The following is a 26,270-nucleotide window of genomic DNA, read 5'->3' as shown; positions in this document are numbered from 1 at the left end:
AATAAGAGTATTTTGTTTAGTTTTTTAGCCTGTTGATGCGGAAAATGGCGCCTTTAATCAGCAGTCCTTTTTTAAGCGTCGCATCTTTACGGTTGTATTGCCAGATTTGGCTGTTACCATCTTGCTGGTAAACGGAGATGTAAGCGAAATCATCGTCCCATATCGTATTGAAGCTCCAATCTAGTGGAACATCAGGGAAATCGAGTTTTGTTTTCCTTTGATTTTTCAGGTCTAACAGTACGAAATTCGCCACCCGATTGATCATGTAATTTTCGAAACTATGGATCTTATCTAAGGGAACTACACTCGAGAGTGCCAAACCATCTCCAAGATTTTGCAGGGTATAGGCTTCTTCATTTGTGCCATCAGCGATCTGAAAGTTGTAGGCAGGATCAAAAATGTTTTTTTTAGTGTCTATCTTTAAAATGGAAGAGGGTGTACCTTTCCGGTTTCCTGTTCTGCCTCCGGGTTGTCCTAAAACATAAATATGGTCCTGGTAAACCAAGGAGTTCGGCGCCAATATCGCATAAGAACCCGGCCAGGTAGTCCGATCATCTTGTGTAGTACTTTGCAGTTCCAGTTCTGGATAACTGAATTGTGCCATATACATCGTCTCCTCACAAGGCACAATATGTTCTCTCATCATGCCTTTTTGAAAAGTATAACTCACAAAAAGTTTATGATCCACCAATTGTCCGGATACCCCAACATAATTATTTTCCTTAGCAGTCTCCGGTATATTTAACGGACCTTGTCGATTAATTTTCATGGCATCCAGATCAATTTCCAGGTAATTGAATTTATGGTGATTCACGGTGCCAATCAGGATGGTGTGCGGATTTACCCAGTTTACCCAAGACATATAGGGTTCCCAGGGAATGTCTTTCATGGAAATCTTTGCCACCGCTCTAATTCCTTGTTCGCCTATTTGATAGGCAACAAAAGCCTTTTGCTCCTGGTCCATTACAAAATATCTGGAATCTTTTTGAGCCAGAATAAATCCGTTGAAATTAACTTCTGTTCTTGGCCCGATCTCCTGAGCATCCATTAAAGAGTTAACCATAGTCAGGTAAGCCTTGTTTTCCAGACTGTCATAGCTGAGCAGGCCATAATTATAACCCAGATCTTTAGTGCTATGCTGACAAGCAAACAAAGATAAAAGCACAGCAAATCCGAATAAAACACCTAAAAAAAGTGGTTTTAACCCAGGAAAACTCAATGGTCTGAAGTCTGAGACAGGGGGTTGCCTGAACTTAATGAAACGCAGATATTTTGAGCCAGGGGAATTCATACGTTTTGATGGGAAGGAGTTCAAAGTAAAAATTAAAGATCGAATTGTTGTTGCATATTCATGGCCATGGCAGGAGGGATGTCATTCATACTCTGCCGATCCACCATGATAATCTCTTCAAATTTAAAGTTTAAATAGCTTAAAAAATAGGAATGCCCTTTACGCAGGCACATCTTTTTTACTTCGTCTTTATGGTTTTGAACTGTAATGTGCTGGTCTTCAGAAGAACGATTGCTCAGCATCACCGACCCTAGAAAATGAAGGTTGATGTTGGCACTACTCTGCTGGTTAAAACTCGCCTGACTATTTTTTGCCAGCTGTACCACGATGCCATTGAAGTTGTTTTCCGAATGAGCAGATTGATCCTCATAGCGGTATACCTGCGACTGCTGTAATTCTGGGCCACTATGAAATAAAAAAGATAGGTAGAGGACGCAAAATAAACTGGCTGCAATACCAATACCAACCGCCCATGTTCTTTTTCTATTGATAAGAATACGGTGCTGCTCGTTTTTCTTCAATATATTGGCCATGATCCGATCCCTTACCGGCTCAATATCCTGATCCAGTTCTTCCAGGTCAGTTTCTACAGCATCACCATTGATCCAGTGCTGATATAATTCCCACTCCGCATCAGATGCTTTGCCAGATAAACACTTTTTTAATAAGTCAGGATTCATGGCTTAGTTTTATATATATTATCAATTCCGCTGGTTTTCCCCTATTCATCTTATGTTCTCGGATATTTTTTAAGACCATTACGCAGAAATGATAATGCTTTTGTCAATTGATTTTCTACTGTTTTCTCGGATATGGAAAGGCCTAAAGCGATTTCCTTATTGTTCAATCCTCTTTCGCGGCTTAAATTATAAATGTCTTTACAGCGTTCAGGTAATAAGACCACAAGCTTCTCAATATCCTGTTTCAAAAAATGATACAAGACCTGTTTTTCTGTCCCATTATGAAAGGAAACCTGTTCTGCTTTCAGCTCATTAATCTTACCCGCTTTTCTGAGCTCGTCTTTATAGATTCTCGCAATTTTAAAGCGTACCGATCTCACCAGGTAGTTCTCTACAGTTTCCCGCTGTAATACTAAGGTATCTTTGCGCTGCCATAAAGACGTGAATAACTCCTGAACCACTTCTTCTGCTTCAAACTGATCTCCAAGATATTTTAAGGCAATTTGATATAACTTTTTCCAATAGCATTCATACAACTGAAAAAAAGAATTTTCATCAATTATAATCGTTTCGATGGAATGATATGTGGTTGATTCTGACAAATTAATAGGCGAATGCCTGCAAATATAGAGTTATTTATAACCGATCCAAATAGTTTAAGGTGATGCTGATTTTAGAAAAGAGAATATGCTTGTAGATTTTTCTTTCTATTTTGTGATATGAAATATATTCTTGGGATCGACATTGGAACGGGAAGTACTAAAGCAGTGGCATTAAATCTGAATTACGAACCTATCGAGTCAGTTCAAAGGCATTACCCTTCATTTTCATCTTCAGCTGGATATGCTGAGCAGGACCCCGTATTGATTTGGAAAGCTTTCCAGCATTGTATTTCAGAAATGAAAACACTTATGGGCGGGCAGCCAGAAGCCATTGGTTTAAGCAGTGCGATGCACAGCATGATCAGTGTGGACGAAAACGGAAATCCATTGGCGCCAATGATGACCTGGGCAGATGCCAGAAGCTCGGACATCGCCAATCGCATCCTGGAATCTGAATCAGGAATGGTGCTGTATCAGCAAACCGGAACCCCAATCCATGCAATGTCGCCACTTTGTAAAATCATCTGGTGGCGGGAAAACGAACCGGAACTATTTAAACGCAGCTATAAATTTATCTCCATCAAAGAATACATTTGGTACCAGTTATTTAAAGAATTCAAAATAGACCATTCTATCGCTTCTTGTACGGGTTTATTCAATTGGGAAATATTGGATTGGAGTAAGGAAGCGCTACTGTTGGCTGGAATTACTCCAGCACATTTATCAGCACCAGTAAGTACAGCTTATCAAAAGAAAGATCAGGAGGGGACTGCTTTCGTGATCGGTGCCAGCGACGGATGCTTAGCAAACCTGGGAAGTGATGCCAATGGAAAAGGTCTGGCGGCATTAACTATTGGAACGAGTGGTGCAGTGCGGATTTCTAGTCCAAAGCCAATTTTCAATACAAAGGCGATGACCTTTAGCTATATATTAGATGAACAGACCTTTATTTGTGGTGGTCCTGTAAACAACGGGGGGATTGCGCTGCAATGGCTTTTAAAAAATGTACTGGGTAAAACGGAATTGATGGCTGCGGATTACAAGGCTTTATTCGAAAAGATAAAAACGACCGCAGCGGGAAGTAACGGACTGCTTTTTCTACCTTACCTGAGTGGTGAGCGTGCTCCAATATGGGATTCCGAGAGTTGCGGCACATTTTTCGGCCTTAAACTTTCCCATGATCAGGGACATTTATCAAGGGCAGTGCTGGAAGGAATTTGTTATGCCCTAAATGAAGTGCTGCTGGCTATTGCGCCAAACCCGGAAATGGTCCTGGAGCTCCATGTAAGCGGAGGTTTTGTAAATGCGCGGATATGGATGGAAATCCTGGCCGACATTAGCGGAAAAGAGATCGTGCTGGTTCAAACAGAAGACGCTTCGGCAGTAGGAGCAGCCTATCTGGCGGTCAAATCGATCGGTTTATCCGTAGACTATCCTATGTCTAAAGGCGAAAAAGAACGCATTACACCAAATTTGGAAAATCACAAAGTTTATCAGCAGTTATTTGATATTTATCAGCAATTGTATCCTGCTTTAAAACAGAGCATGCATCAATTGGCGAATTTTAACAACCTGCTAGAAAATAGATAAGCGATGTAAATACATAAGCTTGCACCCCCCTATTAGTTTGATATCGCGCAACTTGTCCGTTACCGAACGTTTTTTATTTCCTAAAAATATTTAATCCATTGAAATCTAATGATTTAACTGTGGCATATCCTTTGGAATGACCATTGAAAATAGATTAAATGGACAAAAATATCGAACAGGCGGTTTTATCGGGTAAAAGAAAACAGCGCCTGCTGTATTTATGGATAGGGATTGTGCTGATAGCCGGGAGTATTTTCTTGTTGCGGAGGGTAATGAATACTACCGTCTATGTTTCGGAAATTACCACTGCTGTAGTCGATCGTGGAAATATTGAAAATACGATCAATGCTGCGGGAGAAGTATTGCCGGAATTTGAAGAAGTGATCAGCAGCCCGCTTGCTGCATCTGTTCAGAAAGTATTGTTAGACGGAGGCAGTCAGATTAAAGCCGGAGAGTCCATCCTGACCTTAGATAAATCTGCGGCACAAATGGATTTTGAAAAGCTGAAGTTCCAGCTGGAGTCTAGGAAGAATGACATTCGAAAAATTAAGCTAGATCTGGACAAGAGCTTCTACGACATCAAGTCGAACAACGACATTAAACAATTACGCATCAACAGTCTGAAAGCTTCCGTAGACAATGCAAAACGTCTATTGAAAGCGGGAGGGGGTACACGTGAAGATGTAGAACAAGCAGAACTGAATTTAAAAGTCGCCCAGCTGGAAAAACAGCAGCTGGAGAATGAGATCAATAGCAAGCAGCAAAGTATGCGCCTGCAAATTAAAGAAGTGGAGCTGGCAGCAAATATTCAGCAAAATGACCTGGAGGTATTACAGAAGAAGTTGCAGCAAGCTGATATTACGGCTAGCAGAAATGGAGTTGTAACTTGGGTCAATAAAAATATTGGTGCTGCAGTACAGCCAGGGGAGGTGCTCGCCCGAATTGCAGACCTTTCCAGCTTTAAAGTGAAAGGCACCATCTCTGATCAGCACTTGGATCTTTTGAAAAATGGGATGACCGCGATTATTCGTATCGGCGATCAGCAAGTACGGGGGAAAGTGGTAAATATCTATCCTGCCGTGCAAAATGCAACAGTATCTTTTGACATCAAACCGGACAGCAGTCACCATAAACTCTTCCGTCCGAATTTAAAAGCAGACGTTTTTCTGGTTACTGATGAACACCAGCAAGTGTTAAGGGTGAGTAATGGCCCTGCTTTCCGCGGCACACCTTCACAATATATTTATGTGTTGAAGGACGGAGTGGCAACTAGAAAAATGGCGCAGATTGGCCTGAGTAATTTCGATTTCGTGGAGTTGAAAGACCAGGTGAAAGCAGGTGATATGGTGATCATCTCCGATATGAGTTCTTTTAAAAATAGCAGTCAAATCACTATAAAGAAATAAGGAAAATGAAGACTAAATCTAACTTTTTCTTTATTCTGATGCTTTGTATGGTCTCCCTGTTTTCTTCAAAAACGGCCTCAGCACAAGTTGCTGATACCCTGAGATTAGCATTAAAAGAAGTGGTGGCCATGGCAAAGGAGCAATCCATTGCTTCTAAACAGGCGGCAACGTTAAAAGAAACCAGGTATTGGGAATTTATGACTTACAAATCTAATTATCAGCCGCAGCTTTCTTTAAAAGGGATACTGCCGGGCTATAGTAAATCCTCTATTTCCGTGCAGCAGCCGGATGGAACGATAGATTTCCGCTCGGTACACAACAACAATTCTTCCCTTGATTTATCATTTAGTCAGCGGATCTCACAAACAGGTGGTACCATTTATGGCACTACGTCGTTACAGCGCTTTGATGATTTTGACCGTAACAATACATTGTATAACGGAGTTCCTTATGGTGTTGGTGTAGTTCAGCCGCTTTTTCAATTTAATTCCTTAAAATGGGACCGCAGAATTGAACCCCTAAAATACAATGAAAGTCAGCAGGCTTATATTGAAAGTATGGAGCAGATTTCTATCAATGCCAGTAAGTATTTCTTTGACCTGCTGCTCGCTCAGGTAGACCTGCAGATCGCAGAAACAAATTTGAGCAATACCAACGCTATCCAGAAAATTGCAGACACCAAATTCGAAATGGGAAAAGTCTCCAAAAATGAGATCCTCCAACTGCAATTGGAAGCCCTAAAAGCAGAAAAAGCAGTAGGAATTGCCAAACGCGATATGGAAATGGCGACCTATAATCTTAAAGCTTATACGGGTTTGCAAAACACAGATAAGATCAAACTTTCTTTGCCAAAATCTACGGTGGCAATGACTGTGGTAACGGAGAAAGCATTGTCGGAAGCTTTTCAAAACCGATCAGATGCCATTGCCTTTGGACGTAAGCTGGAAGAAGCCAAGCGCGATGTAGCGAAAGCAAAAGGAGATAATGGGATCAATGCCACGGTAAATGCGAATCTGGGTTTTGCAAAAAGCGGCAGAAGTATTGGCAGTGTCTATCAAAATCCTAAAGATCAGCAGCTGCTGGAATTGGCCATAGAAATTCCCATTCTGGATTGGGGCCGACAAAAATCAAGAAAGAAAACAGCCATGGCCAATCAACAATTCACACAATACGCCGTAGCTCAGGATAAACAGAATTTTACACAAAAGATCATCACAGAAGTCAACCTCTTTGAGATGATGAAAGGGCAGCTATTACTCAATGCCCGCGCAGAGCAGATTGCTTCTGAAAAATACCAGATCGCTAAAGAACGCTATGTTCTTGGGGATTTGAGCATCACAGACCTGAGTATCGCTTTTCAGGAAAACGATCAGGCAAAACGCGATTATATCAATTCTTTACGTGATTTTTGGGGCGCCTATTACCAGTTGCGTTTCTTGTCACTTTTCGACTTTGAGAAGAATGAGAAAATAAAACTATAACCTTATATAGCTATGATACAATTAAAAAACATTGAAAAGGTATACCGTACAGATACTGTAGAAACGCAGGCTTTAAACAACATTAACCTTAAGGTGGATAAGGGAGAGTTCTTATCCATTATGGGGCCATCAGGCTGCGGGAAAAGTACTTTACTCAACCTGATGGGGCTTTTAGATGCCCCTTCAAAAGGAGATATACTAATAGATAATCAGCAAACTTTATCCTTAAACGATCGTAAGCTGGCGAATTTTAGGAACAACAAGATTGGCTTTATTTTCCAGAGTTACCATTTGATCAATGACCTGCAGGTGGTGGATAATGTGGAACTGCCTTTATTGTACCGCAATTCAAGTGCTAAAGAAAGAAGAATGCTGGCCATTGCGGCATTGGAAAAGGTGGGGCTCAGTAATCGGATCCATCATTTTCCAACACAATTGTCTGGTGGACAAAAGCAGCGGGTAGCCATTGCCAGAGCAATTGTGGGTAGGCCGGAAATTATTCTTGCCGATGAACCTACCGGAAACCTGGACAGTGCCATGGGTAATGAGATCATGAACATTCTTTTAGAATTGAATCGGGTAGATGGAACTACCATTGTAATGGTGACGCATGATCCGAATATGGCACAGCGTACACATCGCTTATTGCGTTTATTTGATGGTTCACAAGTACAATAAGGGGATAGCTATGTATAAAAATTACTTTAAAATTGCCATTGCGGTATTGAAAAGAAGGAAATTTTTCACCTTCATCAGTTTGTTTGGCATTAGCCTGACCCTGACTACCCTGATTGTGCTGGCTGCTTTTATGGAGGCCATGATCAGCCCAAATTACCCGGATGTAAATCGTTCTAGAGAATTATTTATCAAGTCTTTGAAATTGGAGTCACTTAAAGGGGACTACTCTATGTCAGGCTCAGTTAGTTTCTATTTTATCAACGATTTCGTGGCTAAGATGAAAACACCGGAGAAGATCGCGATACACTCTTACCGCAATACGACCAATGCTTATCCGAACGATAGGAAACTAGAATTAGACCTGATGTATATTGATGTGAACTTTTGGGAGATTTATCAATTCAAATTTCTGGAAGGTAAACCTTTTAATGAGGAGGAACTGAAGAACGCTGCGCAGGTGGCTGTGATTTCCAAGTCCATGAGTAACCAGTATTTTGGAGAAGATGTGTCTGCGATAGGAAAATACCTGGAGGTCAACAATGAAAAATATAAGGTGATCGGTGTCGTTAAAACTGTTCCTTCTACGGTTACTTATGTGCATTCTGATGTTTACCTTCCTTATACACTGGCCAAATCTGGCATGAAAGGGACAAGTTTGATGGGGAACTACCTGGTGACTTTACTGGCCAAATCGGCCGCTGACCTGCCTGCGATTCAAGCGGAGTATCAGCAACTGCTGAAAAAAGTGCCGCACAATGAAAAGGGACAGGATATATTAACCGGTTATGCGGATAATTATCTGGATAGCTTCACTAGAAATAATTTTGGGGTTGTTCAAGGGTCGGGAACAGATAGGCTTTATCTTTTAATAGGAATTATTGTCTTTCTATTTCTATTGCTGCCTACGATCAACCTGATGAATATCAATGTCAGTAGAATTATGGAGCGCTCTTCAGAGATTGGGGTTAGAAAAGCTTTTGGTGCGTCCAGCAGAACGTTGGTCGGGCAATTTCTTGTAGAGAACATGATCCTGACGGTTTTGGGATCCATTATCGGCCTGCTACTGTCCGTAGTGGTGATCCAGGTACTGAATTCCAGTGGCGTTATTGCCAATATGGATATGCAAATTAACTTCCGGGTATTGTGTTACAGCATGCTCGCCTGTCTGGTATTCGGCCTGATGTCTGGTGTTTACCCTGCCTGGAGAATGTCTAAATTAAATGTTGTTACTGCTTTAAAAGCCAATAATTAAAAAATAAAAGATATGTTAAAGCACTTATTCAAATTGATCTGGAATAAAAAGAGAGAGAATTTCCTGCTCATTTCAGAGATCCTGATTTCCTTTATGGTCATCTTCGCTGTTTTCACGTTATTGGTTTACAATTACCAAATTTATAAGATCCCAAATGGTTTTGATGATGAATCGGTCTGGTCTGTAGATTTGGGAGGTCTCAAAGTGAGTAAACATAAAGACTCTGTGGGGCTGGTTCAGGAAGGTTTAAGAACGATGCTGAAAGGGGAACCCGGGATAAAGTCAATAACTTTTGCTAGCGGGAATGTCCCTTTTTCAGACACCTATATCAACACGACAATTCGATATAAAGGTAAAGAACAGGTAACCGAAATTTTTAATGTGGAGGATACTTATAAGGATGTCCTTCGGGTCAGCATGATCAATGGAAGATGGTTTGAGGCCCAAGATAATGCTGCTGCTGTATTACCAGTGGTGTTGAACGAAGCGGCAAAACTCAAATTATTTGGCAATACCACCGCTATTGGGAAAATAATTGATAAAGAAAATAAGCAGCTAAAAATAATCGGCGTAGTTCAGAACCTGAAAGATAAAAGTGATTTTAAGGCCGCAGAGCCAGCAATTTATACTCGTATTGATACCGGAAATATCAATTGGATGAATAAAATGCTGATCCGGGTGGCACCAGGAATGGGGGCTGCGTTTGAAGGGAAAGTTTACAAAGCCATTTCCTCACAGATAAAAAGCACCAATCTGGAGATCAAAGATCTATCGGATATGAAAGCGGAAAAAAATAAAGAGATTACCGTTCCAATCGTGATATTTTTCATTGTGGCGGGCTTTTTAATCGTCAATGTGGCGCTGGGGATTTTTGGCGTACTTTGGTACAATATCAATAAGAGAAGGGCAGAAATTGGATTGAGAAGGGCAATTGGAGCAACTGCTGGTTCCGTTTCCGGACAATTGGTAGGCGAAGCCCTAGTAATTGCCACCTTTTCTTTAATCATCGGCTCTTTCTTTGCAGTACAATTTCCGCTGCTGGATGTTTTTGATTTACCAGCTTCCGTTTATCTGCTGGCACAGTTTTTTGCCATTCTATTTATTTACCTGCTGGTCATTATTTGTGCTTTATATCCGGGTAGACAGGCGGCGTCAATTTATCCTGCTGTTGCTTTACATGAAGAATAAAGATATTTTTGATTGGCCTTACCCTTACAATACTTAGCCGATGATCCTGATAATTGATGATGATATAGCCGTTCGTACTTCACTGATGCTGTTGCTGGAGCAAAGAGCATATCCTGTTAAGTCCGCCGCAAATGCTGCGGAGGGGATTGCTGTGCTGAAAAATGAAGGTATATCTTTGGTGATTCTAGATCTTAACTTCTCAATTGATACTTCCGGCAAAGAAGGAATGGCTTTACTTCGTGAGATCAGAGCACTGCAGCCGCTTTTACCAGTAGTGTTGATTACGGGTTGGGCCAGTATAGATCTGGCGGTTCAGGGTATGAAGCTAGGTGCAAATGATTTTATTAATAAACCATGGAACAATGAACACCTGCTGCAATCGATAAAAACGCTGATCAGTTTAAAGGACCAGGAAGCACAGCATCAAGTGCAAAGCCATCCAATAAGCAGGAAGCGGTTAGACAAAGATTACGATTTTCAGTCGATCGTTGCCGCAGATCAGCAAATGCTGGAGCTTTTGGAGATTGCTGGCAGGGTAGCTGAAACAGATGCTTCTGTACTGATTACGGGTGAAAGTGGTACCGGCAAAGAATTGATCGCGGAAGCCCTCCATCAAAATAGCCTGCGTAAAAACAGGGCATTTATTAAAGTGAATTTGGGTGGTATTTCTACTTCTTTGTTTGAAAGTGAGATGTTCGGGCATGTGAGGGGTGCTTTTACAGATGCGAGAAATGACAGGATCGGTCGCTTTGAAATGGCCAATAAGGGAACGATATTTTTAGATGAAATTGGAGATTTGGATGCCAGTAGTCAGGTGAAACTGCTGCGGGTATTACAGGATCGGAGCTATGAGGTGTTAGGAAGCAGTCGCACTAAAATGGTAGACGTCCGTGTAATTTGTGCCACCAATAAGAATCTGGCAGAGATGGTACAAAAGGGGACTTTCAGAGAAGACCTATTGTACCGCATCAACCTCATTACCTTAAAGCTTCCGCCTTTAAGAGACAGAGCCAAAGATATACCATTGCTGTTGACTTTCATGATGGACAAGCTAAGGCAGCTGTACAACAGGCCAGATCTTCAGGTGAGTCCAGTGGCAATAAAATGGCTGCAGAAATTACCGTTACCGGGAAATATCCGCCAGCTGAAAAATATGGTGGAAAGATCGGTTTTGGTGAGTAGAACAAACCTTTTAGAGATTGCAGATTTTAGCAGTCAGCTGGAACAACCACCGATAGTACAGGTGTCAAAGCTCCCGGATGTGGGTGCCATGACTTTGGAAGAAACGGAAATTTTAATGATCAAACGTGCGTTAGCGTTTCACCAAAACCGCATTTCTAAAGCAGCATTGGCTTTAGGAATTACCAGAAGCGCCTTATACCGCAGACTGGAAAAATTTAACATTCCTTACGATGAGCGTAATTCCAACGATGAGACTTCGGACTAAATACCTACTATTCGTGTGTATGATACATGCGATTGCCCTGTTTCTAAGCTATTTTGTGTTTGAAAAGAATAAGGGGTATTTCTTGTTATCAGAGGTGCTGATCTTGATTTCTATCTTGATTTCATGGCAGCTTTACAACCAGATGATCCGACCTTTAAATTTATTGGTTCAAGGAGCTGATGCGATTAGTGACCGGGATTTCAATATTAAATTTGTGAAAACCGGGACGCTTGAGATGGACCAGCTGATCGAAGTCTACAATCAGATGATCGATCAATTGAGAAAAGAAAGAACATTACAGCAGCAGCAGCACTTCTTTCTAGATAAGCTCATTGACCACTCTCCGGTGGGGATTATTATTCTGGATCATGACAATAGAATCCAGATGGTGAATCCGGTAGCTAAAAAAATCCTCCAGGCCATTCCAATGGAAGGCTGGTTTCTAAAAGATATCATCCACCCGATTCTTGACGAAGTTCGCATCCTATTAAAGGAAAAAAAACGCTCGGCAACACTAAAAGGAGGGGTAGAGTCGTATAAAATCCAAGTTTCCGAGTTTGTAGATCAGGGATTTCCCAGGCATTTTGTAATTATTCAGGAATTGACGAATGAACTCCTCATTGCAGAGCAGCAAGGTTATGGAAAGGTGATTCGCATGATGGCCCATGAGGTGAACAATACGATCGGACCGGTAAACTCTATTCTTGACTCTGCATTGGGAATGGAAAAGAAACGAATTGCCAGCAGCAGCCTCGGCAATGCGCTGCAGGTTGCGATAGACCGCAACCATAACCTGAACATTTTCATGCGGAATCTCGCAGACCTGGTTCGCCTGCCAGAGCCAGAAAAAACACACATGGATCTCCATGAATTGATTTATTCGGTGGCTACCTTATGGACGGAAAGGGCCAGAGCCCAAAACATCAGCTTTGAATTTAACCTCTATCATGTACCCTTGATCATCTTCGCAGACCAGCTGCAGCTCGAACAGGTACTGATCAATATTGTAAAAAATGCAATAGAAGCGATCGGTGCTAAGCCTCAGGGTGTCATTACTTTTATCACAGAGCATGAGCCAAAAAGACTGCGCATCCTCGACAATGGGAAAGGCATTTCAGCGGAAACTGCACCTTATCTATTCAGTCCATTTTTTAGTACCAAAGCGGATGGACAAGGCATTGGGCTCACTCTAATAAAGGATGTGCTCCTCAAACATGAATTCTCTTTTCATCTGTCTGATAATGAGAAAACAGGTGCCGAATTTTCTATAAACGTTTCATAATCTTCAAAAACACACTCCATTTCATCTAAAGATTACGTAAACGTTTGATGCTTAAAAGACGGTGTCATAAGAATGTGCGCTGTTTTTCAGACAATTTCAAACGCTTTGCTGTGCTTTTTTAATAAAAATGCAAAAATTTGTTTTAAATTCTTCAAAATTCCTTCCTTTTTTCTAATTGTCAGCAATCGAATATCAAACGCTTGCGTGAATTTAATGAGCATTCTGTAAAGAGCTTGGTTCTTTAAGTCTATAACTTTCGAGCTCCAAAAAATGTATTGAGCTGATGGGCAGTACTAAGTCAAATATCTTCGCGTCCAAAGAGTAGTAATGGATATGATGGGATATACTGGCGAGCTGACGGTAAACACTAAACTGATTCGAAATCCATAAAACATCAATATTATAAATTTAGACGAAAGGCCGTTGAAAAACGGTCTTTCGTCGTTTTAAAGCGGTTTTTCTCGGCCCTGAAAAACCTCCTGAAAATATATTTTAAAATTCTTTGGTAAAAATCTTCTTCTCTCTGCACTTGTAGCTATAACCAAACAAAACCAGAATGAAATACGCCGCTTACGCTGTAGAAGACTTTTTAACTGAAGATACTTTCCTGGACTATTGTTTAGGAAATGACCAGGAAGCGGTGTTGTACTGGGAGCACATCAAAAATACCTACCCGGAATTAGAAGAACGCATCCTCAAAGCAAGAACACTATTTTTCTTACTGGCCGTAAAAGTAGATCCTTTAGAAAAAGAACAGGAACTGAATAAGCTGAAAATGGTGATCGATCAACTGGAAGAAACAGCAGGAACCGCAATCCCATCGCCTATGCAGGAAATGGAAAACCCACAGCCAATCAGAAGAAAACTCTGGTTCCAAACTAAAATCTCCTGGATATCGGTGGCTGCAGCCATTGTAATTGCCATCGGTACTTATGCCATGCTGGATAAAAAAGAATATGGAACCACTATTCCTACGCTCGCAGCCAGCAACCAGAGCATCACAATTAAAACCGCCTATAACGAACGTAAAACCATCACTCTAAGCGATGGCAGTAAAGTCACCATCAACGGATTGACCGAGTTAAAGCTGGATCCCAATTATAATCATGACAACCGGATCCTCTGGTTAAGTGGAGAAGCCTTTTTTGAAGTCGCCAAAGACAGAGAAAAACCCTTCATCGTGATCACTGGAAAAACCGCTACGACGGCACTCGGTACTTCTTTTAAAATCAATAACTACAGCAGAAGAAATGAAACTTCTGTGATGCTGAATACCGGAAAAGTAAGTGTGGGTAAAATCCTGAATCAACAGGTAAAAGAAGAACTGATCTTGTCGCCGGGTGAACAGGTAGACATCAGCGCTGATGCGGATAAATTAGTGAAGACGACGTTTAACCGCCAGAAGATCGACGACTGGAACAACCGCAATCTTGTCTTCTCCAAAGCTTCTCTTCAAGAGATCAAGTCCCTGCTAAAAGAAACTTACGGGATAGAAATTACGGCTAAAAACGAACCTAAAAACCCGATTGCCTTTACCGGGAAATTTTATGGGAAAAGCCTTAAGGAAGTACTTAGTGCCATTGGGTTCTCTAACCATTTTACCTATGTCATTATTGGAGATCGCGTAGAACTCAGCTTCGTAGAATAAGTACCAACTATAACCAAATAAACTAACCTTTAACCAGCATGAACAAAAACTTACCATGTTATTACTATTTCTATGGGCTTTTATTTAAAGTATGCCTGTGTTTTGTATGCATCGTTTCCTTATCAGGATTTGCACAATCGAAAGATAAAGTCTATTCCTTTAAATGGAAACAAGCCACCTTATTAACCGCTTTTAAGCAGATCGAGAAAGAAGCAAATGTGCATTTTTCTTACAATCCTCTGGATCTGGATGAGAGTGCTAAAATTAACCTGACCGCTGATAAATGGAAGATCAATCAGGTACTCGATGCGATTTCTCAGCAGATCGATATTCGCTATCAGATCAATGGGGAAACCATTATGGTACGGTCAAATAAAGACAAGCCCAGCGCAAGAAGGGAATTTAACCTGACTGGAAAAGTAACCGATACGGGAAATAGCCCAATGCCGGGTGTAGCCGTCTCGAATAAAGCGACCGGAAAAAACACGATGACCAATGGTGATGGGTTATTTACTATTGCCGCAAGTAAAGGAGATGTGGTTCATTTTAAAATGATTGGCTTCCAACTGGTGAGCATTACGGCAAATGACCTTGATAAAAATGTCAATGTGGTGCTGAAAGAAGAAGTGACGGAACTTCGGGAAGCAGTAGTCACCGCATTGGGAATCAAAAGAGAAGAACGTTCTCTGGGTTATGCAGTATCACAAGTGGATGGCGAAGAACTTAAAAAAGCCCGTGAAACCAATGTGATCAATTCATTGGCAGGTAAAGTGCCCGGTCTGATCATCAATAGTACCGCTGGTGGACCTGCAGGTTCCTCCCGTGTCATCATCAGGGGAAATACCAGCATCACCGGAAATAACCAGCCTTTATATGTCGTAGACGGAATCCCGATGGACAATTCCAATTACGGACAAGCAGGTGGAAAAGACAATCCCGGAGGTGTAGATTTTGGAGATGCCATCTCGGCAATCAACCCGGATGATGTAGATAAGATCAGTATTCTGAAAGGCCCTTCCGCTTCCGCATTATACGGTTCCAGAGCCGCAAATGGCGTTGTCCTGATCACCATGAAAAAGGGAAAAGGAGACAAAGGACTGGGGATAGAATTTAACAGCACCTCCACATTGGAAAATCAGCTGACTACTTTTGATGGGTATCAAACGCAATACGGACAGGGAAATAACCAATTACTGAATTTGACACCTGACCAGGCGAGAACGAGTTTACGCCAGAACTTCGGGCCTAAAATTGATCCCGGATTGATGACTGCCTCTTTTGATGGCATCGATAGGCCTTATGCACTGGTAAAAGATAACATCAGTAATTTCTTCAGAACAGGATCAACTTTTACCAATACCATTTCCTTTTCGAACTCCAATGACATTTCCTCTTTCCGCCTATCGGCCTCCGATTTGAGAAATAATGATATTGTGCCGGAGTCTAAAATGAGAAGGAACTCCTTCACCTTTAACGGAACTTCAAAATTCGGAGCTAAACTGACGATGGAAGCCAGGGCATTCTATATGAATGAGAATGTGAACAATAGGCCGGCATTGGCAGATGATGCCTCTAATATCGGAAACAGTTTTATCGGATTGGCAAATACCCTCGACCAAAGTATGTTTAAAAATGCCTATAAAACGGCAACTGGTGATTACCTGGAATGGGGAGGTGGCGTATACAACATCAATCCTTACTGGATCATCAACGAAATGAAAAATACCACCAGTAAAAACAGGTTCATGGGCTCCATCCAATTGAATTATAATATCCTGGATTGGTTAAATTTACAAGGAAGGGTGGCCACGGATCAAATGGACATGGACTATCAAAAGTTTGCTCCACCAAGCACACCAAGAAGTATCACCGGTCAGCTGGATTTGTTAGACCGTAACTTTACCACCACTGAAGCCGATGTTCTATTGACGGCCCAAAAACAGGTGACCAAAGATTTACACCTGTCTGCCAGATTAGGTGGAAGTATTTCCAGGGTCAGCAATAAAGGGGAGGCCATGACTTTCACTAATATGACAGTGAGAGATGTGGTGACACCAAATAGTTTTGCCGATAAGTCCATCATCCCTACTCATTACAGAAAACACCTGAATTCGGTATACGGTTTATTGAGTGCAGGCTATAAGAGTTACTTATACCTGGATGCAAGTGTGCGCCAGGATGCTTCTTCCACTTTACCAGTGCAGAACAACAGCTATACGTATCCATCAGTAGCCACCAGTTTCGTGTTTTCTGATGCTTTTAAAATCGACAACAGCATTCTTTCTTTCGGTAAATTAAGGTTATCCGCAGCAGAGGTAGGTAATGATACCGATCCTTATCAGCTGGATCTGTACTATGGACTGAACCCATTGTCTTTCAATGGCGGTTCACAAGGTGGGATCTCGGGGGATATCCTGCCCAATAAAAACCTGAAACCTACCCGCACCCGTTCTTATGAGATGGGTACAGAACTCCGGTTCTTAGGCAATAGAATCGGCCTAGATGTGACTTTATATACACAGAAATCAAGAGACCAGATCAATAAAGTGCCTGCACCAATATCTTCCGGCTTTGCCTATCAGATTGTCAATGCCGGGGTGATCTCCAATAAAGGAGTGGAAGTGATGCTGAATACGAAACCGATTGTTGGTAAAGATTTTAACTGGGACTTGAGTGTCAATTTTGCCAGAAATGTGAATCAGGTAGAATCACTGGCAGATGGAATTCCTTACCTCAGTCTTTCGGATGCCCGATGGCTGGGCGTATCTATTGTAGCGATGCCAGGTGCAGCGTACGGCTCTATCCTCGCCTATAAAGAGCAAAGAGATCCAAATGGCAATGTGATTTTAGATCCTGAAAAATCCTTGACGCCAAAAAGAAATACCTACCGTGAAGTAATTGGAAAGGGAACTTACAGCTGGACAGGCGGGATGTCCAGTGTGATGAATTATAAAAACTTCGGCTTAAACTTCGTAGTCGATGTAAAACAAGGGGCCGATCTTTTCTCTATGACCAATCTGTTTGCTGCGGTTAGGGGCAGCCTAAATACCACACTTGAAGGTAGAGAAGAATGGATTAAGTCGGAAGAGGAAAGATTAACGGCCGGAAAAACCTTTGCCCAATGGACCGCAGATGGTAAGGTGAGGGGATATGTACCAAAAGGAGTCGTAAAAACAGGGACGGACGAAAACCCAATATATGTAGAGAATACACAGGCCGTAGATCCTGCCCTGTACTGGGGATATGTCTATCCTAGCGATAGTGGTGTTGGAAAGCCTTACGTATACGATGCGACGTATGTAAAGATGAGAGAAATTACCCTAAGCTATAGAGTGCCTGCATCCTTTTCTTCCAGACTCGGACTAAAAGATATTCAGGTAGCCGTAGTAAGCAGAAATCCATTCATCATTTATAAAAACGTACCCAATGTAGACCCGGATTCTAATTACAGCAATGGAAACGGCCAGGGGCTCGAATATGGATCCCTGCCAACAAGAAGAAGTTGGGGCTTTAACCTAAACTTCAGATTTTAATTCAAATCATACGAACATGAAGAAATATTTTAATCAAATGATCCCCGCAGTTCTGATCTCGATGCTGATTTTTAGCTCCTGTAAGAAATTTGGGGATGTGAATATAGATCCACACAAATCCAGCGGACTGGATCCTGCCCTGCAGCTGGCAAATGTACAGCTGCGCTATTCAGGAAATTTTGAGGTCAATGAAAAGGTAAGTACTATTCTAACCATGCCCTTTATACAGCATACCGCAGGAATCTACCTCGTGAAAACCGGACAGTTTTATATCAAGAACAGAGGATATACCTCTGCACTTTGGAATGTAAATTATGGGAATGATATCCTAAATATCGTGGATGCCGTAGACAGAAGTCAGGGCGATCCTTCAAAAACTAATATCAATGCAGCCTGCAGGATTATGAAAGTGCTGCTTTTCGCAAGAATGACAGACTTATATGGTGATATTCCTTACAAGCAAGCAGGGAAAGGCTATAAAGATGGGGTCATCCGACCAGAATTTGATACGCAGGAAACTATTTATAACGACTTTTTCAAAGAACTGACGGAAGCTTCTGCACAGCTTGATCCCTCAAAAGATCAGCTCAAAGGCGATTTATTCTATAATGGAAATATTGTAGCCTGGAAAAAGTTTGCCAATTCTCTACGCTTGAGGTATGCGATGCGTCTGGTCAAACGCAATCCGGAAAAAGCAAAAGCCGAAGCACAGGCTGCTTTCGCAGCAGGCCTGATCTCCAGTCATGAAGACATCTGTAAATTAATGCATGAAAATGTACAGTCAAAAGATGATGATGTCAGAGGGAATTCTGTTGCTGTAACCATCAATAGTGCCGAGCTGCCTCCAAAAGTAACCACCACTTTAATCGCTCAGTTTGTGAAAACTAACGATCCAAGGCTGAAAAATATGATCCGCTGTTATACGGAGGTCAATTCGAAACCCTTTGATCGCATGGATGTGACCGATTATGTGGTCGCAGAAATAGGTTATGTAGGGGTAAAGCCAGCCAGCTACACTTATAATGATTGGCTAAATACTATAACGGTACAAATTCCAGGTTTCGGAGAGAAGCGCATCACTAATGCAGAACAGAAAGCAGAATTTGCAAATTACCTGATTAAGAGCGATGCGCCATTTTTACACTTTACCCATGCAGAAGTAGAATTTCTACTTGCCGAAGCGAACATTCGTTTTGGATTAAATATGGGCGGTGATGCAAAAAGCCACTATGAAAAGGGAATTGCTGCAGCCATGAAACAGCTGAGCCTGTTCCAGGGAGCTCCGCCAATCACCGAGACACAAGTGATGAATTTCATCAATAGCAATAAACTGATCCCAGGAAAAGAAATAGAAATGATCAACGAGCAGCTTTGGCTGGCCTTAATATTTAACGGACAGGAAGCGTATGCCAATTGGAGAAGAACAGATTTCCCAAAATTGATTCCTGGAGTAATGGCCGAATCCAATAGTAAAGAAATCCCGAGAAGATTGGAATATCCTTTAGAAGAGACCGAACAGAATGCGGCAAACGTAGCGAAAGCAGTGCAGGCACTCGGTGGTCTTGACGACTGGACCAAACGTGTATGGTGGGATAAACAGTAATTTCTTAATCCAAACTTATAAAAGATGAACAATATAAAATATATCCTGTTATCCGCTTTCCTATGTGTTTCTATCCTTTCAGGGTGCAAGAAAGACGATGCCGATGCGGGAAATGAAGGGGAATTCTACCCTAGGATTTTTGATAAAAACGGTGCCTTTCGCCTCGCCAGTAGCATCATTGCAGAAGGACAGTCGGCGGTATTTACCGGATTGCAGTTCTCCCCATCTGACCGGGCCAGTGTAGTATGGAAGGTGAACGATAAAATAGTGTCATCGGATACTGCATTTACCTTTACCCCCACTGCTGGTGGAGAATATAAGATCAGTGTGGAAGCTTCTTTCGATGGGAAAACAACTTCAAGGACTTCCAGTATTCTGGTAAACCCAAGTAATTATACGTTTAAACCTTATACCAATGTGGCGCTGGCGTATTTGTCGGCAGAAGGATTGGCAAAAGATGTAGATTGGGAAAAGGTAACACATGTGGCTTTCAAATGCGGATGGGTAAATTCTGATGGACTGGATGTGACCGTTGGACAAACCAACCGCGCTGCTGATGAATTGGTAGCCAGAGGGCACATCAATAAAACTCCTGTCATCATGGGGATTTCTGGATTTCTGAGCGGAATTGACGGCTGGTCGAGGTATGAAAGCAACGACTTTGGTGCGGTGATTATTGATCCTGCAAAAAGAGCCAGTTTGGTTCAACAGGTAGTTGCCTATGTAACCGCCAGGAAAATGGACGGTGTAGACATCATGATGACCGACCTCAGCATCAATGGCGATAAAAACATTGCCGCCGTAGGGCCCCTGATCAGGGAATTGAAAGCCGCATTGCCGGCAAAATCAATTGTAACGGCCACGGTGGCCACCAACTGGCTGCGTGGTCAATACGGTAATCTTGCGGCTGCGGATTGGGTAAATGTGCATGCTTTTGAAGATGGTGCGGTTAGCCCAGGTTCGCCAAGAGCGCAATCTTCCAGCTATGATTATATGGTCAGTTGCGCGGCAAACTGGGTCAGCCTGCTGCCGAAAGATAAGATTGTATTGGGAATGCCTGCCTTTGGTTTACGCTATATCGAAATTGATGGCAATGGTAATAACTTAGGTTGGGGTTCTTATAATTATGTAAAATACTTCGATATTTTACAACATGATCCGCAGGCATTCAGTAAAGAAACCACAAATATGGCTTTCGGGGTATTCTATAATGGCATCCCACTAATAGAGAAAAAAGCAAAGTATATTAAGTCTGCCGGATTTAAAGGTGCTTATTTATGGGCGGCAGATTACGATGTATTAGGAGCGAACTCGCTAATGGGAACGATCGCTAAAGACCTGAAATAAAAAGAATCTGAAATGAGAACAATCTGAAGGCAGGTGCAACTCCACTGGTTTGAATTTTAGATAGGATCAAACAATGAAAATTAATGCTCGTATAGAAAAGGAGGGGAAACCCTCTTTTTCTTTTACCATGCATTTACACAGCGCCCAGCTATACTACCACTGCTCGCCGCTCATCACTAAACACAAGAACAGCAGTAATTCCCGCAGCACATTCACCGCATTGTGAAGTGTGTTATAAACCGTCCGCTCTGTCAATGAAGTACGCTCTGCAATCTCTTTAAAAGACAGGCAGTCGAAGTACCTGAGCTGAATGATCTCCTTTTGCCGGGGCGTTAAACAGCTTAGTGCATATAACAGTCTCTTTTTTAAATGCTCATCTTCCTGACTGGCAATTAAAATACTTTCATACGAACTCTCTGAAATAAACCGCTCTTCTATATCGTCTAAAGAAACCTCATCTCCAGTGGTACTGCTCACAAATGTTTGATTGGTTTTGAAAATAATTCGCTTATAAATTGTGAATACATATTGCTGTATATTATTCACTTCCTTTAATTTTTCGCGAATTTGCCACAGTTCAATAAACAGATTTTGTATGCTTTCTTTAATCAATTCCGGGTTTCTGTATAAGGACAGCCCGAATCGATAGAGGTCATCATAAAAATAGCTGAAACAAGCATAAAGGCCTTGTTTTTCGCCTTCCGCTAATAACTTCCAATTTTTTATAATTTGCTGCTGCTGATCGTCCATTGGTTACGGCTGACTATGTGGTGAAGAGGCGTCTTGTAAGTTAAACGAAAATAAGAAAAAAAATACAATATATTTGCTTTATGTCATCACATCACATCGTTAGAGAAAAACAAGAACCAGCATTATATATCCATGATCTGGGTGAGTTCAATGAGGAATATCTAGGCCAGCTATTGGAGTGGAGCCCGACATTAATTGTCAATGCCACACTGTATGAGAAAATAGTTAGCCTCGGACTAAAAGTAGACATTGTAGTGAACGCTGCCGACCAGGAATTTGTTCAGGAAAATACGAAAGTCATTCCTGCAAAAGGAGAAGCATTGGACGAGGTATTGGACTACTTGATCAAAGAAAAGTATTCGGCAGTTAATGTGATTGATACCAAGGCCAAGCTGAGAGAACTGGGCAGTTATATTGATGAGATCAATATTGTAATATTCACCGCAACGGAAAAAGCGTATGCGATAAAGTCTGGATTTTCCGTGTGGAAACCCAAAGGCAGTGTGTTCCATATTGAAGTCCTTTCCTATTTTGAAACCAGCAACTTGAAACAAGATGAAAACGGAGATTTCGTGGTGATCAATGATGGCTTCGTAACTTTCGATTTCAACAACAGTTATTTATTCATCAGCGAGAAGTTATGATCCTGCTCAGAAAAGGAAAAGAAAAAGACCTGCCCTCCATACAGGAGATTGCAAAAACTACTTGGGTGCCTACCTATAATGGCATCCTCAGTCAGGAGCAAATCGTCTATATGTTAGAAATGATGTATAACAGAGGTGTTTTGCTAGACCAGCTGCTGGAAGGATACACTTTTCTGATTGCAGAAATTGAGTCGAAAGATGTAGGTTTTGCTTCCTATTCTAAACTGGGTGATAGTCAGGAGACCTATAAACTGCATAAACTGTATGTGCTGCCGGAAGTTCACGGATTGGGCGTCGGTAAATTCCTAATCAACGAAATTTTTCAGCAGGTAAAAGCAGCAGGTGGGAAAAGCCTGGAATTAAATGTACACCGTGACAATAAATCTGCTGAGTTTTATAAAAAGGCGGGCTTTATTATAAAAGAAACCGTTGACCTTGATGTTGGCAACGGTTTCTTCATGAAGGATTATGTATTAGAAAAGGCCATCTGATAAAGGATGGTCTTTTCTAGCTTAATGACCTCGGATTGGGTCTTTAGGTTTAGTTACATTCGGATATTTGTAAGTTTTGATCTCCTCTTGCAACACCTTAATAGTACGTTCCAATTGAGGATCTCTGCCCTCCAGTAAATCTTTAGGAGTTTGTTCAACGAAAATATCCGGTGCCACACCTTCGTTCTCAATGATCCATTTTCCATCAGTATCGTATACACCGAAGTTAGGAGAGGTGATGCTGCCTCCATCCAGTAAAAGAGGATAACCGCTGATCCCTACCAGGATACCCATAGTAGTACGACCAACTAATTTACCCAATCCTTTTTTCTTAAACATATAAGGCATCATATCGCCTCCAGAACCGGCATTTTCATTGATCAGCATGGCTTTCGGACCGAAGATGCCATTCCCTGGAGTGGTGAAACTTTTTCCATCCCTGATTCCCCAATAGCTCATCAATTCACGGCTTAGCAAATCAATCACATAATCTGCAACCCATCCGCCACCGTTGTTACGCTCATCCATTAATAAGGCTTTCTTATCCATTTGGGAAAAATAATACCTGTTGAAATAGGTGTAACCATCAGGGCCTGTATTCGGCATATAGACATAAGCAATTTTGCCATCACTTATTTTATCTACTCTTTTGCGGTTGTTCTCTACCCAGTCCATCTTTCTCAACTCGAATTCCTGAGGCGCCGCTACCGGTACCACTACTACTTCTCTGGCACCATCTAAACTTGGCTTGCTATTTACTTTGATCGCAACCTGTTTGCCCGCTTTGAAGTCAAAAAGACTATATATAGAAGTTTTTGAAGTCAGTGGTACGCCTTCAACCGCTACGATATAATCACCTTCTTTGATGTTCAATCCTGGTTCTGCCAATGGTGCTTTAAAAGTTGGATTCCAATCCAGACGGGTAAAGATCTTTTTGATCTTATAGAAACCATTGTCTACCTCATAATCTGCACCCAATAAGCCTACAGAAACTGAGGGAGCACCAGGTTCATCACCAGGAGATATATAGTTGTGACCAACTACCATTTCACCCATCATCTCATTGAAAACATAAGAAAGGTCAGAACGGTGGTTTACATAAGGAAGGAATTTCTCATACTTTACCTTCATAGCTGGCCAATCGGTACCGTGCATATTTTCTACATAAAAAAAGTCTTTCTCCATACTCCAAACCTCATCAAACATTTGTTTCCACTCTGCAGTAGGGTCTACCAATACTTTGATGCCATCCAGTTTTAGCTTTCCAGCTTCTGAACTTCCTGGTTTTTTACCTGCATCAACGATGTAATAGTTTCCTCTGGAACCGTAAAGCATAGACTTCCCGTCAGCACTTATACTCAGGCTGGAAATTCCGGAAACCAAGGTACTGCTTTCCATCTTTTTCAAATCCAATGCACCCAGCTCATCATTTTTATAGTAAAGTAACATCCCATCTACTCCACCATCTAGCCCATTAATGCTGCCAGATATAGGAAGCGGAATAATCCGGCTCCTCAAATCAGCAAGATCTATTTCAATCGGAGCTTTTACCGGAGGAGCAGCAGGTTTCTCTGCTTCTTTTCCTTTTTTATCTTTTTTCGAAGATTCTTTTTTAGGCTCTTCTTTTTTCTTCGCAGGACTGTCCTCAGATTTTATGACCTCTTCATCACTTTCAGTTTTGTATATTGAAGGCGTTTTCTTGGAAAGAATCAATGCATAAGCGTTGTAATTTACTGGTCGCTGATAAGCCGACATGTGTAACCCACTATTGGTTAAACCCACATCCGTACTCGCCAGGAAGAATAAATATTTACCATCTCTACTGAAATTCGGAGAAGATACCTCGCTCATCCCATCAGTAACCTGAGTATGGCTTTCCTTGTCGAGGTTATATAAATAGACTGCACTTACCGAATTGGGTAAGGTAGCGACATAAGAAATCCATTTAGAATCCGGCGACCAGGCAGGTTGTAGCGCACTAAATGACCTGCCAGGAGAAGACCCATCCTTATCCGCTTTCACCAAAATTGGCTTGCGGGCATTAATATCAATATAGAACAAGTTCAAATGGGCATCGCCATAAAACAATTTCTTGCTATCCGGCGACCATACCGGCTGGTAATAAAATGCCGTCTTCCCTAACGGGATATAGATTGGTGCTTCTTTAGTGGCCTGATTTAAGAGTACCAATTGATAGTTGCCGTCTTTATCAGACAAGTAAGAAATATACTTCCCATCTGGCGACCAGGCTGGGAATTTATCATAACTGCCAGGAGAATTCGACAAGTTTCTCGCATCTCCTTTTTCTTTAGGGACTGAATAGATTTCCCCGCGACTTTCAAAAAGGGCCCTTACTCCAGTAGGAGAGATTTCTGAATTGCGGATATTACTGGCCATATCAATGTAGTGTGGCCTTTTATAAGGCGCATCTGCCTGAATGTTGATCGAAATATCGCGGACCTTATGATTAGCCGTCTCTAGTAAATGTGCTTTACCAGCCTGCTCAAAAGCAATTACTCCAGGGCCAGCAGTTAAGGTTTTAATATCGTAATCCTTGAAATCTGTTAACTTCTCTGTTTTTTTGCTTTTCACATCATAACTGAACAAGTTCATGGTCAGATCTCTGTCGGATAAGAAATAAACTTTATTGCCTACCCATTGTGGCTTCACATTATTAGAACCCACACCAGGAATGATTTCGATGTCTTTTGTTTGTGTGTCAAAGATCCAGATCTGTGGCATACCACCACCACGATAGCGCTTAAAAGCAACGTTGCTACGTTCCGTTGGATCGGTGTTTTTGATATAAGCCCAGTACCTTTTGTCCGCAGAAGGGGTACCCTGAACAGCTTCCGGCATTGGTAAAGCCTTTTCAGCAGTCCCATCGATATTAATCTGGTGTAACCTCGGACTCAATGCAAATTGATAGTCTCTTGTAGAAGTAAAATATAACTGGTTATTGTCTAGCCATCCACGCATCACATCGGCAGCAGGGTGGTAAGTCACTCTTTTAGGAGCGCCACCTTCAATAGGAATGACATATACATCGGTATTGCCATCATAGTTTCCAGTAAAGGCAATTTGTTTGCCATCAGGAGAAAACAATGGGTTCTGCTCTACCGCTGGATTTACCGTTAGTCGTCTTGGATTACTGCCGTCTTTGTCGGAGATCCAAATGTCGCCGCCATACACAAATGCTAAATGATTGGCACTAACTGCAGGGCTTCGGATTAAAAGGGTTTCTTGCTTTTGTGCATTCGCTGAAAGCGTAAAGGCCAGGGTCATGGTGACCGATAATGCGGCAGCGGCTAAAAATGATAATTGATTAGGTTTAAGAAAGGTCATAAAAATAGTGCT

General features: G+C 41.7%; 19 protein-coding genes. 14 read left to right on the top strand and 5 right to left on the bottom strand.

What is annotated here, in order from left to right:
- Positions 1 to 16: 16 nt before the first annotated feature.
- From AQ505_RS25815 to AQ505_RS25805, 3 genes are read right to left on the bottom strand one after another with little or no spacing between them, the layout of a single operon-like run.
- On the bottom strand, positions 17 to 1,291 hold the full coding sequence (locus AQ505_RS25815) for a hypothetical protein (RefSeq protein ID WP_062550808.1): 1,275 nt from the start codon (positions 1,289 to 1,291) through the stop codon (positions 17 to 19).
- A 32-nt stretch (positions 1,292 to 1,323) separates the two neighbouring features.
- Complete coding sequence (locus AQ505_RS25810) at positions 1,324 to 1,971, bottom strand: hypothetical protein (RefSeq protein WP_062550807.1); 648 nt, start codon at positions 1,969 to 1,971, stop codon at positions 1,324 to 1,326.
- Positions 1,972 to 2,021: 50 nt separating this feature from the next.
- On the bottom strand, positions 2,022 to 2,507 hold the full coding sequence (locus AQ505_RS25805) for an RNA polymerase sigma-70 factor (protein ID WP_197286267.1): 486 nt from the start codon (positions 2,505 to 2,507) through the stop codon (positions 2,022 to 2,024).
- Between the two features lie 183 nt (positions 2,508 to 2,690).
- Here AQ505_RS25805 and AQ505_RS25800 point away from each other — a divergent pair, with 183 nt between their 5' ends.
- From AQ505_RS25800 to AQ505_RS25745, 12 genes are all read left to right on the top strand, one after another.
- Positions 2,691 to 4,163 carry a gluconokinase gene (locus tag AQ505_RS25800; RefSeq protein ID WP_062550805.1) on the top strand — a complete coding sequence of 491 codons (1,473 nt, stop codon included), beginning with the start codon at positions 2,691 to 2,693 and terminating at the stop codon, positions 4,161 to 4,163.
- 158 nt (positions 4,164 to 4,321) lie between these two features.
- Complete coding sequence (locus AQ505_RS25795) at positions 4,322 to 5,569, top strand: efflux RND transporter periplasmic adaptor subunit (RefSeq protein WP_062550804.1); 1,248 nt, start codon at positions 4,322 to 4,324, stop codon at positions 5,567 to 5,569.
- 5 nt (positions 5,570 to 5,574) lie between these two features.
- Positions 5,575 to 7,050 carry a TolC family protein gene (locus AQ505_RS25790; protein WP_062550803.1) on the top strand — a complete coding sequence of 492 codons (1,476 nt, stop codon included), beginning with the start codon at positions 5,575 to 5,577 and terminating at the stop codon, positions 7,048 to 7,050.
- Between the two features lie 12 nt (positions 7,051 to 7,062).
- On the top strand, positions 7,063 to 7,728 hold the full coding sequence (locus tag AQ505_RS25785) for an ABC transporter ATP-binding protein (protein WP_062550802.1): 666 nt from the start codon (positions 7,063 to 7,065) through the stop codon (positions 7,726 to 7,728).
- Between the two features lie 10 nt (positions 7,729 to 7,738).
- Positions 7,739 to 8,980: an ABC transporter permease gene (locus tag AQ505_RS25780; protein ID WP_062550801.1), complete on the top strand. Its 1,242-nt coding sequence runs from the start codon at positions 7,739 to 7,741 to the stop codon at positions 8,978 to 8,980.
- 12 nt (positions 8,981 to 8,992) lie between these two features.
- Positions 8,993 to 10,168 (top strand): ABC transporter permease, encoded by a 1,176-nt coding sequence (locus AQ505_RS25775; protein WP_062550800.1) that lies wholly within the window; start codon positions 8,993 to 8,995, stop codon positions 10,166 to 10,168.
- Between the two features lie 40 nt (positions 10,169 to 10,208).
- Positions 10,209 to 11,615: a sigma-54-dependent transcriptional regulator gene (locus AQ505_RS25770; protein WP_062550799.1), complete on the top strand. Its 1,407-nt coding sequence runs from the start codon at positions 10,209 to 10,211 to the stop codon at positions 11,613 to 11,615.
- The gene (locus AQ505_RS25765) at positions 11,581 to 12,897 is read left to right on the top strand and encodes a sensor histidine kinase (protein ID WP_231634989.1); all 1,317 of its coding nucleotides are present in this window, start codon (positions 11,581 to 11,583) and stop codon (positions 12,895 to 12,897) included. The genes AQ505_RS25770 and AQ505_RS25765 overlap by 35 nt, the downstream gene beginning before the upstream one ends.
- Positions 12,898 to 13,453: 556 nt before the next feature.
- On the top strand, positions 13,454 to 14,545 hold the full coding sequence (locus AQ505_RS25760) for a FecR family protein (protein WP_062550797.1): 1,092 nt from the start codon (positions 13,454 to 13,456) through the stop codon (positions 14,543 to 14,545).
- A gap of 38 nt (positions 14,546 to 14,583) precedes the next feature.
- Entirely contained in the window at positions 14,584 to 18,078 is a 3,495-nt protein-coding gene (locus AQ505_RS25755) for a SusC/RagA family TonB-linked outer membrane protein (RefSeq protein WP_062550796.1), read from the top strand.
- Positions 18,079 to 18,094: 16 nt separating this feature from the next.
- Positions 18,095 to 19,681 (top strand): SusD/RagB family nutrient-binding outer membrane lipoprotein, encoded by a 1,587-nt coding sequence (locus tag AQ505_RS25750; RefSeq protein ID WP_062550795.1) that lies wholly within the window; start codon positions 18,095 to 18,097, stop codon positions 19,679 to 19,681.
- A 24-nt stretch (positions 19,682 to 19,705) separates the two neighbouring features.
- Positions 19,706 to 21,028, top strand: coding sequence for a glycosyl hydrolase family 18 protein (locus AQ505_RS25745; RefSeq protein ID WP_062550794.1), 1,323 nt, complete (start codon positions 19,706 to 19,708; stop codon positions 21,026 to 21,028).
- A 153-nt stretch (positions 21,029 to 21,181) separates the two neighbouring features.
- On the opposite strand, the gene AQ505_RS25740 is transcribed toward AQ505_RS25745, so the two are convergent.
- Positions 21,182 to 21,778: an RNA polymerase sigma factor gene (locus tag AQ505_RS25740; protein WP_062550793.1), complete on the bottom strand. Its 597-nt coding sequence runs from the start codon at positions 21,776 to 21,778 to the stop codon at positions 21,182 to 21,184.
- An 80-nt stretch (positions 21,779 to 21,858) separates the two neighbouring features.
- Here AQ505_RS25740 and AQ505_RS25735 point away from each other — a divergent pair, with 80 nt between their 5' ends.
- Both AQ505_RS25735 and AQ505_RS25730 read left to right on the top strand, forming a co-directional pair.
- The gene (locus AQ505_RS25735; RefSeq protein ID WP_062550792.1) at positions 21,859 to 22,422 is read left to right on the top strand and encodes a hypothetical protein; all 564 of its coding nucleotides are present in this window, start codon (positions 21,859 to 21,861) and stop codon (positions 22,420 to 22,422) included.
- The gene (locus AQ505_RS25730; RefSeq protein ID WP_062550791.1) at positions 22,419 to 22,913 is read left to right on the top strand and encodes a GNAT family N-acetyltransferase; all 495 of its coding nucleotides are present in this window, start codon (positions 22,419 to 22,421) and stop codon (positions 22,911 to 22,913) included. The genes AQ505_RS25735 and AQ505_RS25730 overlap by 4 nt, the downstream gene beginning before the upstream one ends.
- Before the next feature lie 21 nt (positions 22,914 to 22,934).
- On the opposite strand, the gene AQ505_RS25725 is transcribed toward AQ505_RS25730, so the two are convergent.
- Entirely contained in the window at positions 22,935 to 26,258 is a 3,324-nt protein-coding gene (locus tag AQ505_RS25725; protein ID WP_062550790.1) for a S41 family peptidase, read from the bottom strand.
- Positions 26,259 to 26,270: the final 12 nt, after the last annotated feature.

It is taken from the genome of Pedobacter sp. PACM 27299, from assembly GCF_001412655.1.
GTDB lineage: Bacteria > Bacteroidota > Bacteroidia > Sphingobacteriales > Sphingobacteriaceae > Pedobacter.
This window is presented reverse-complemented; position numbering and strand designations above follow the sequence as displayed.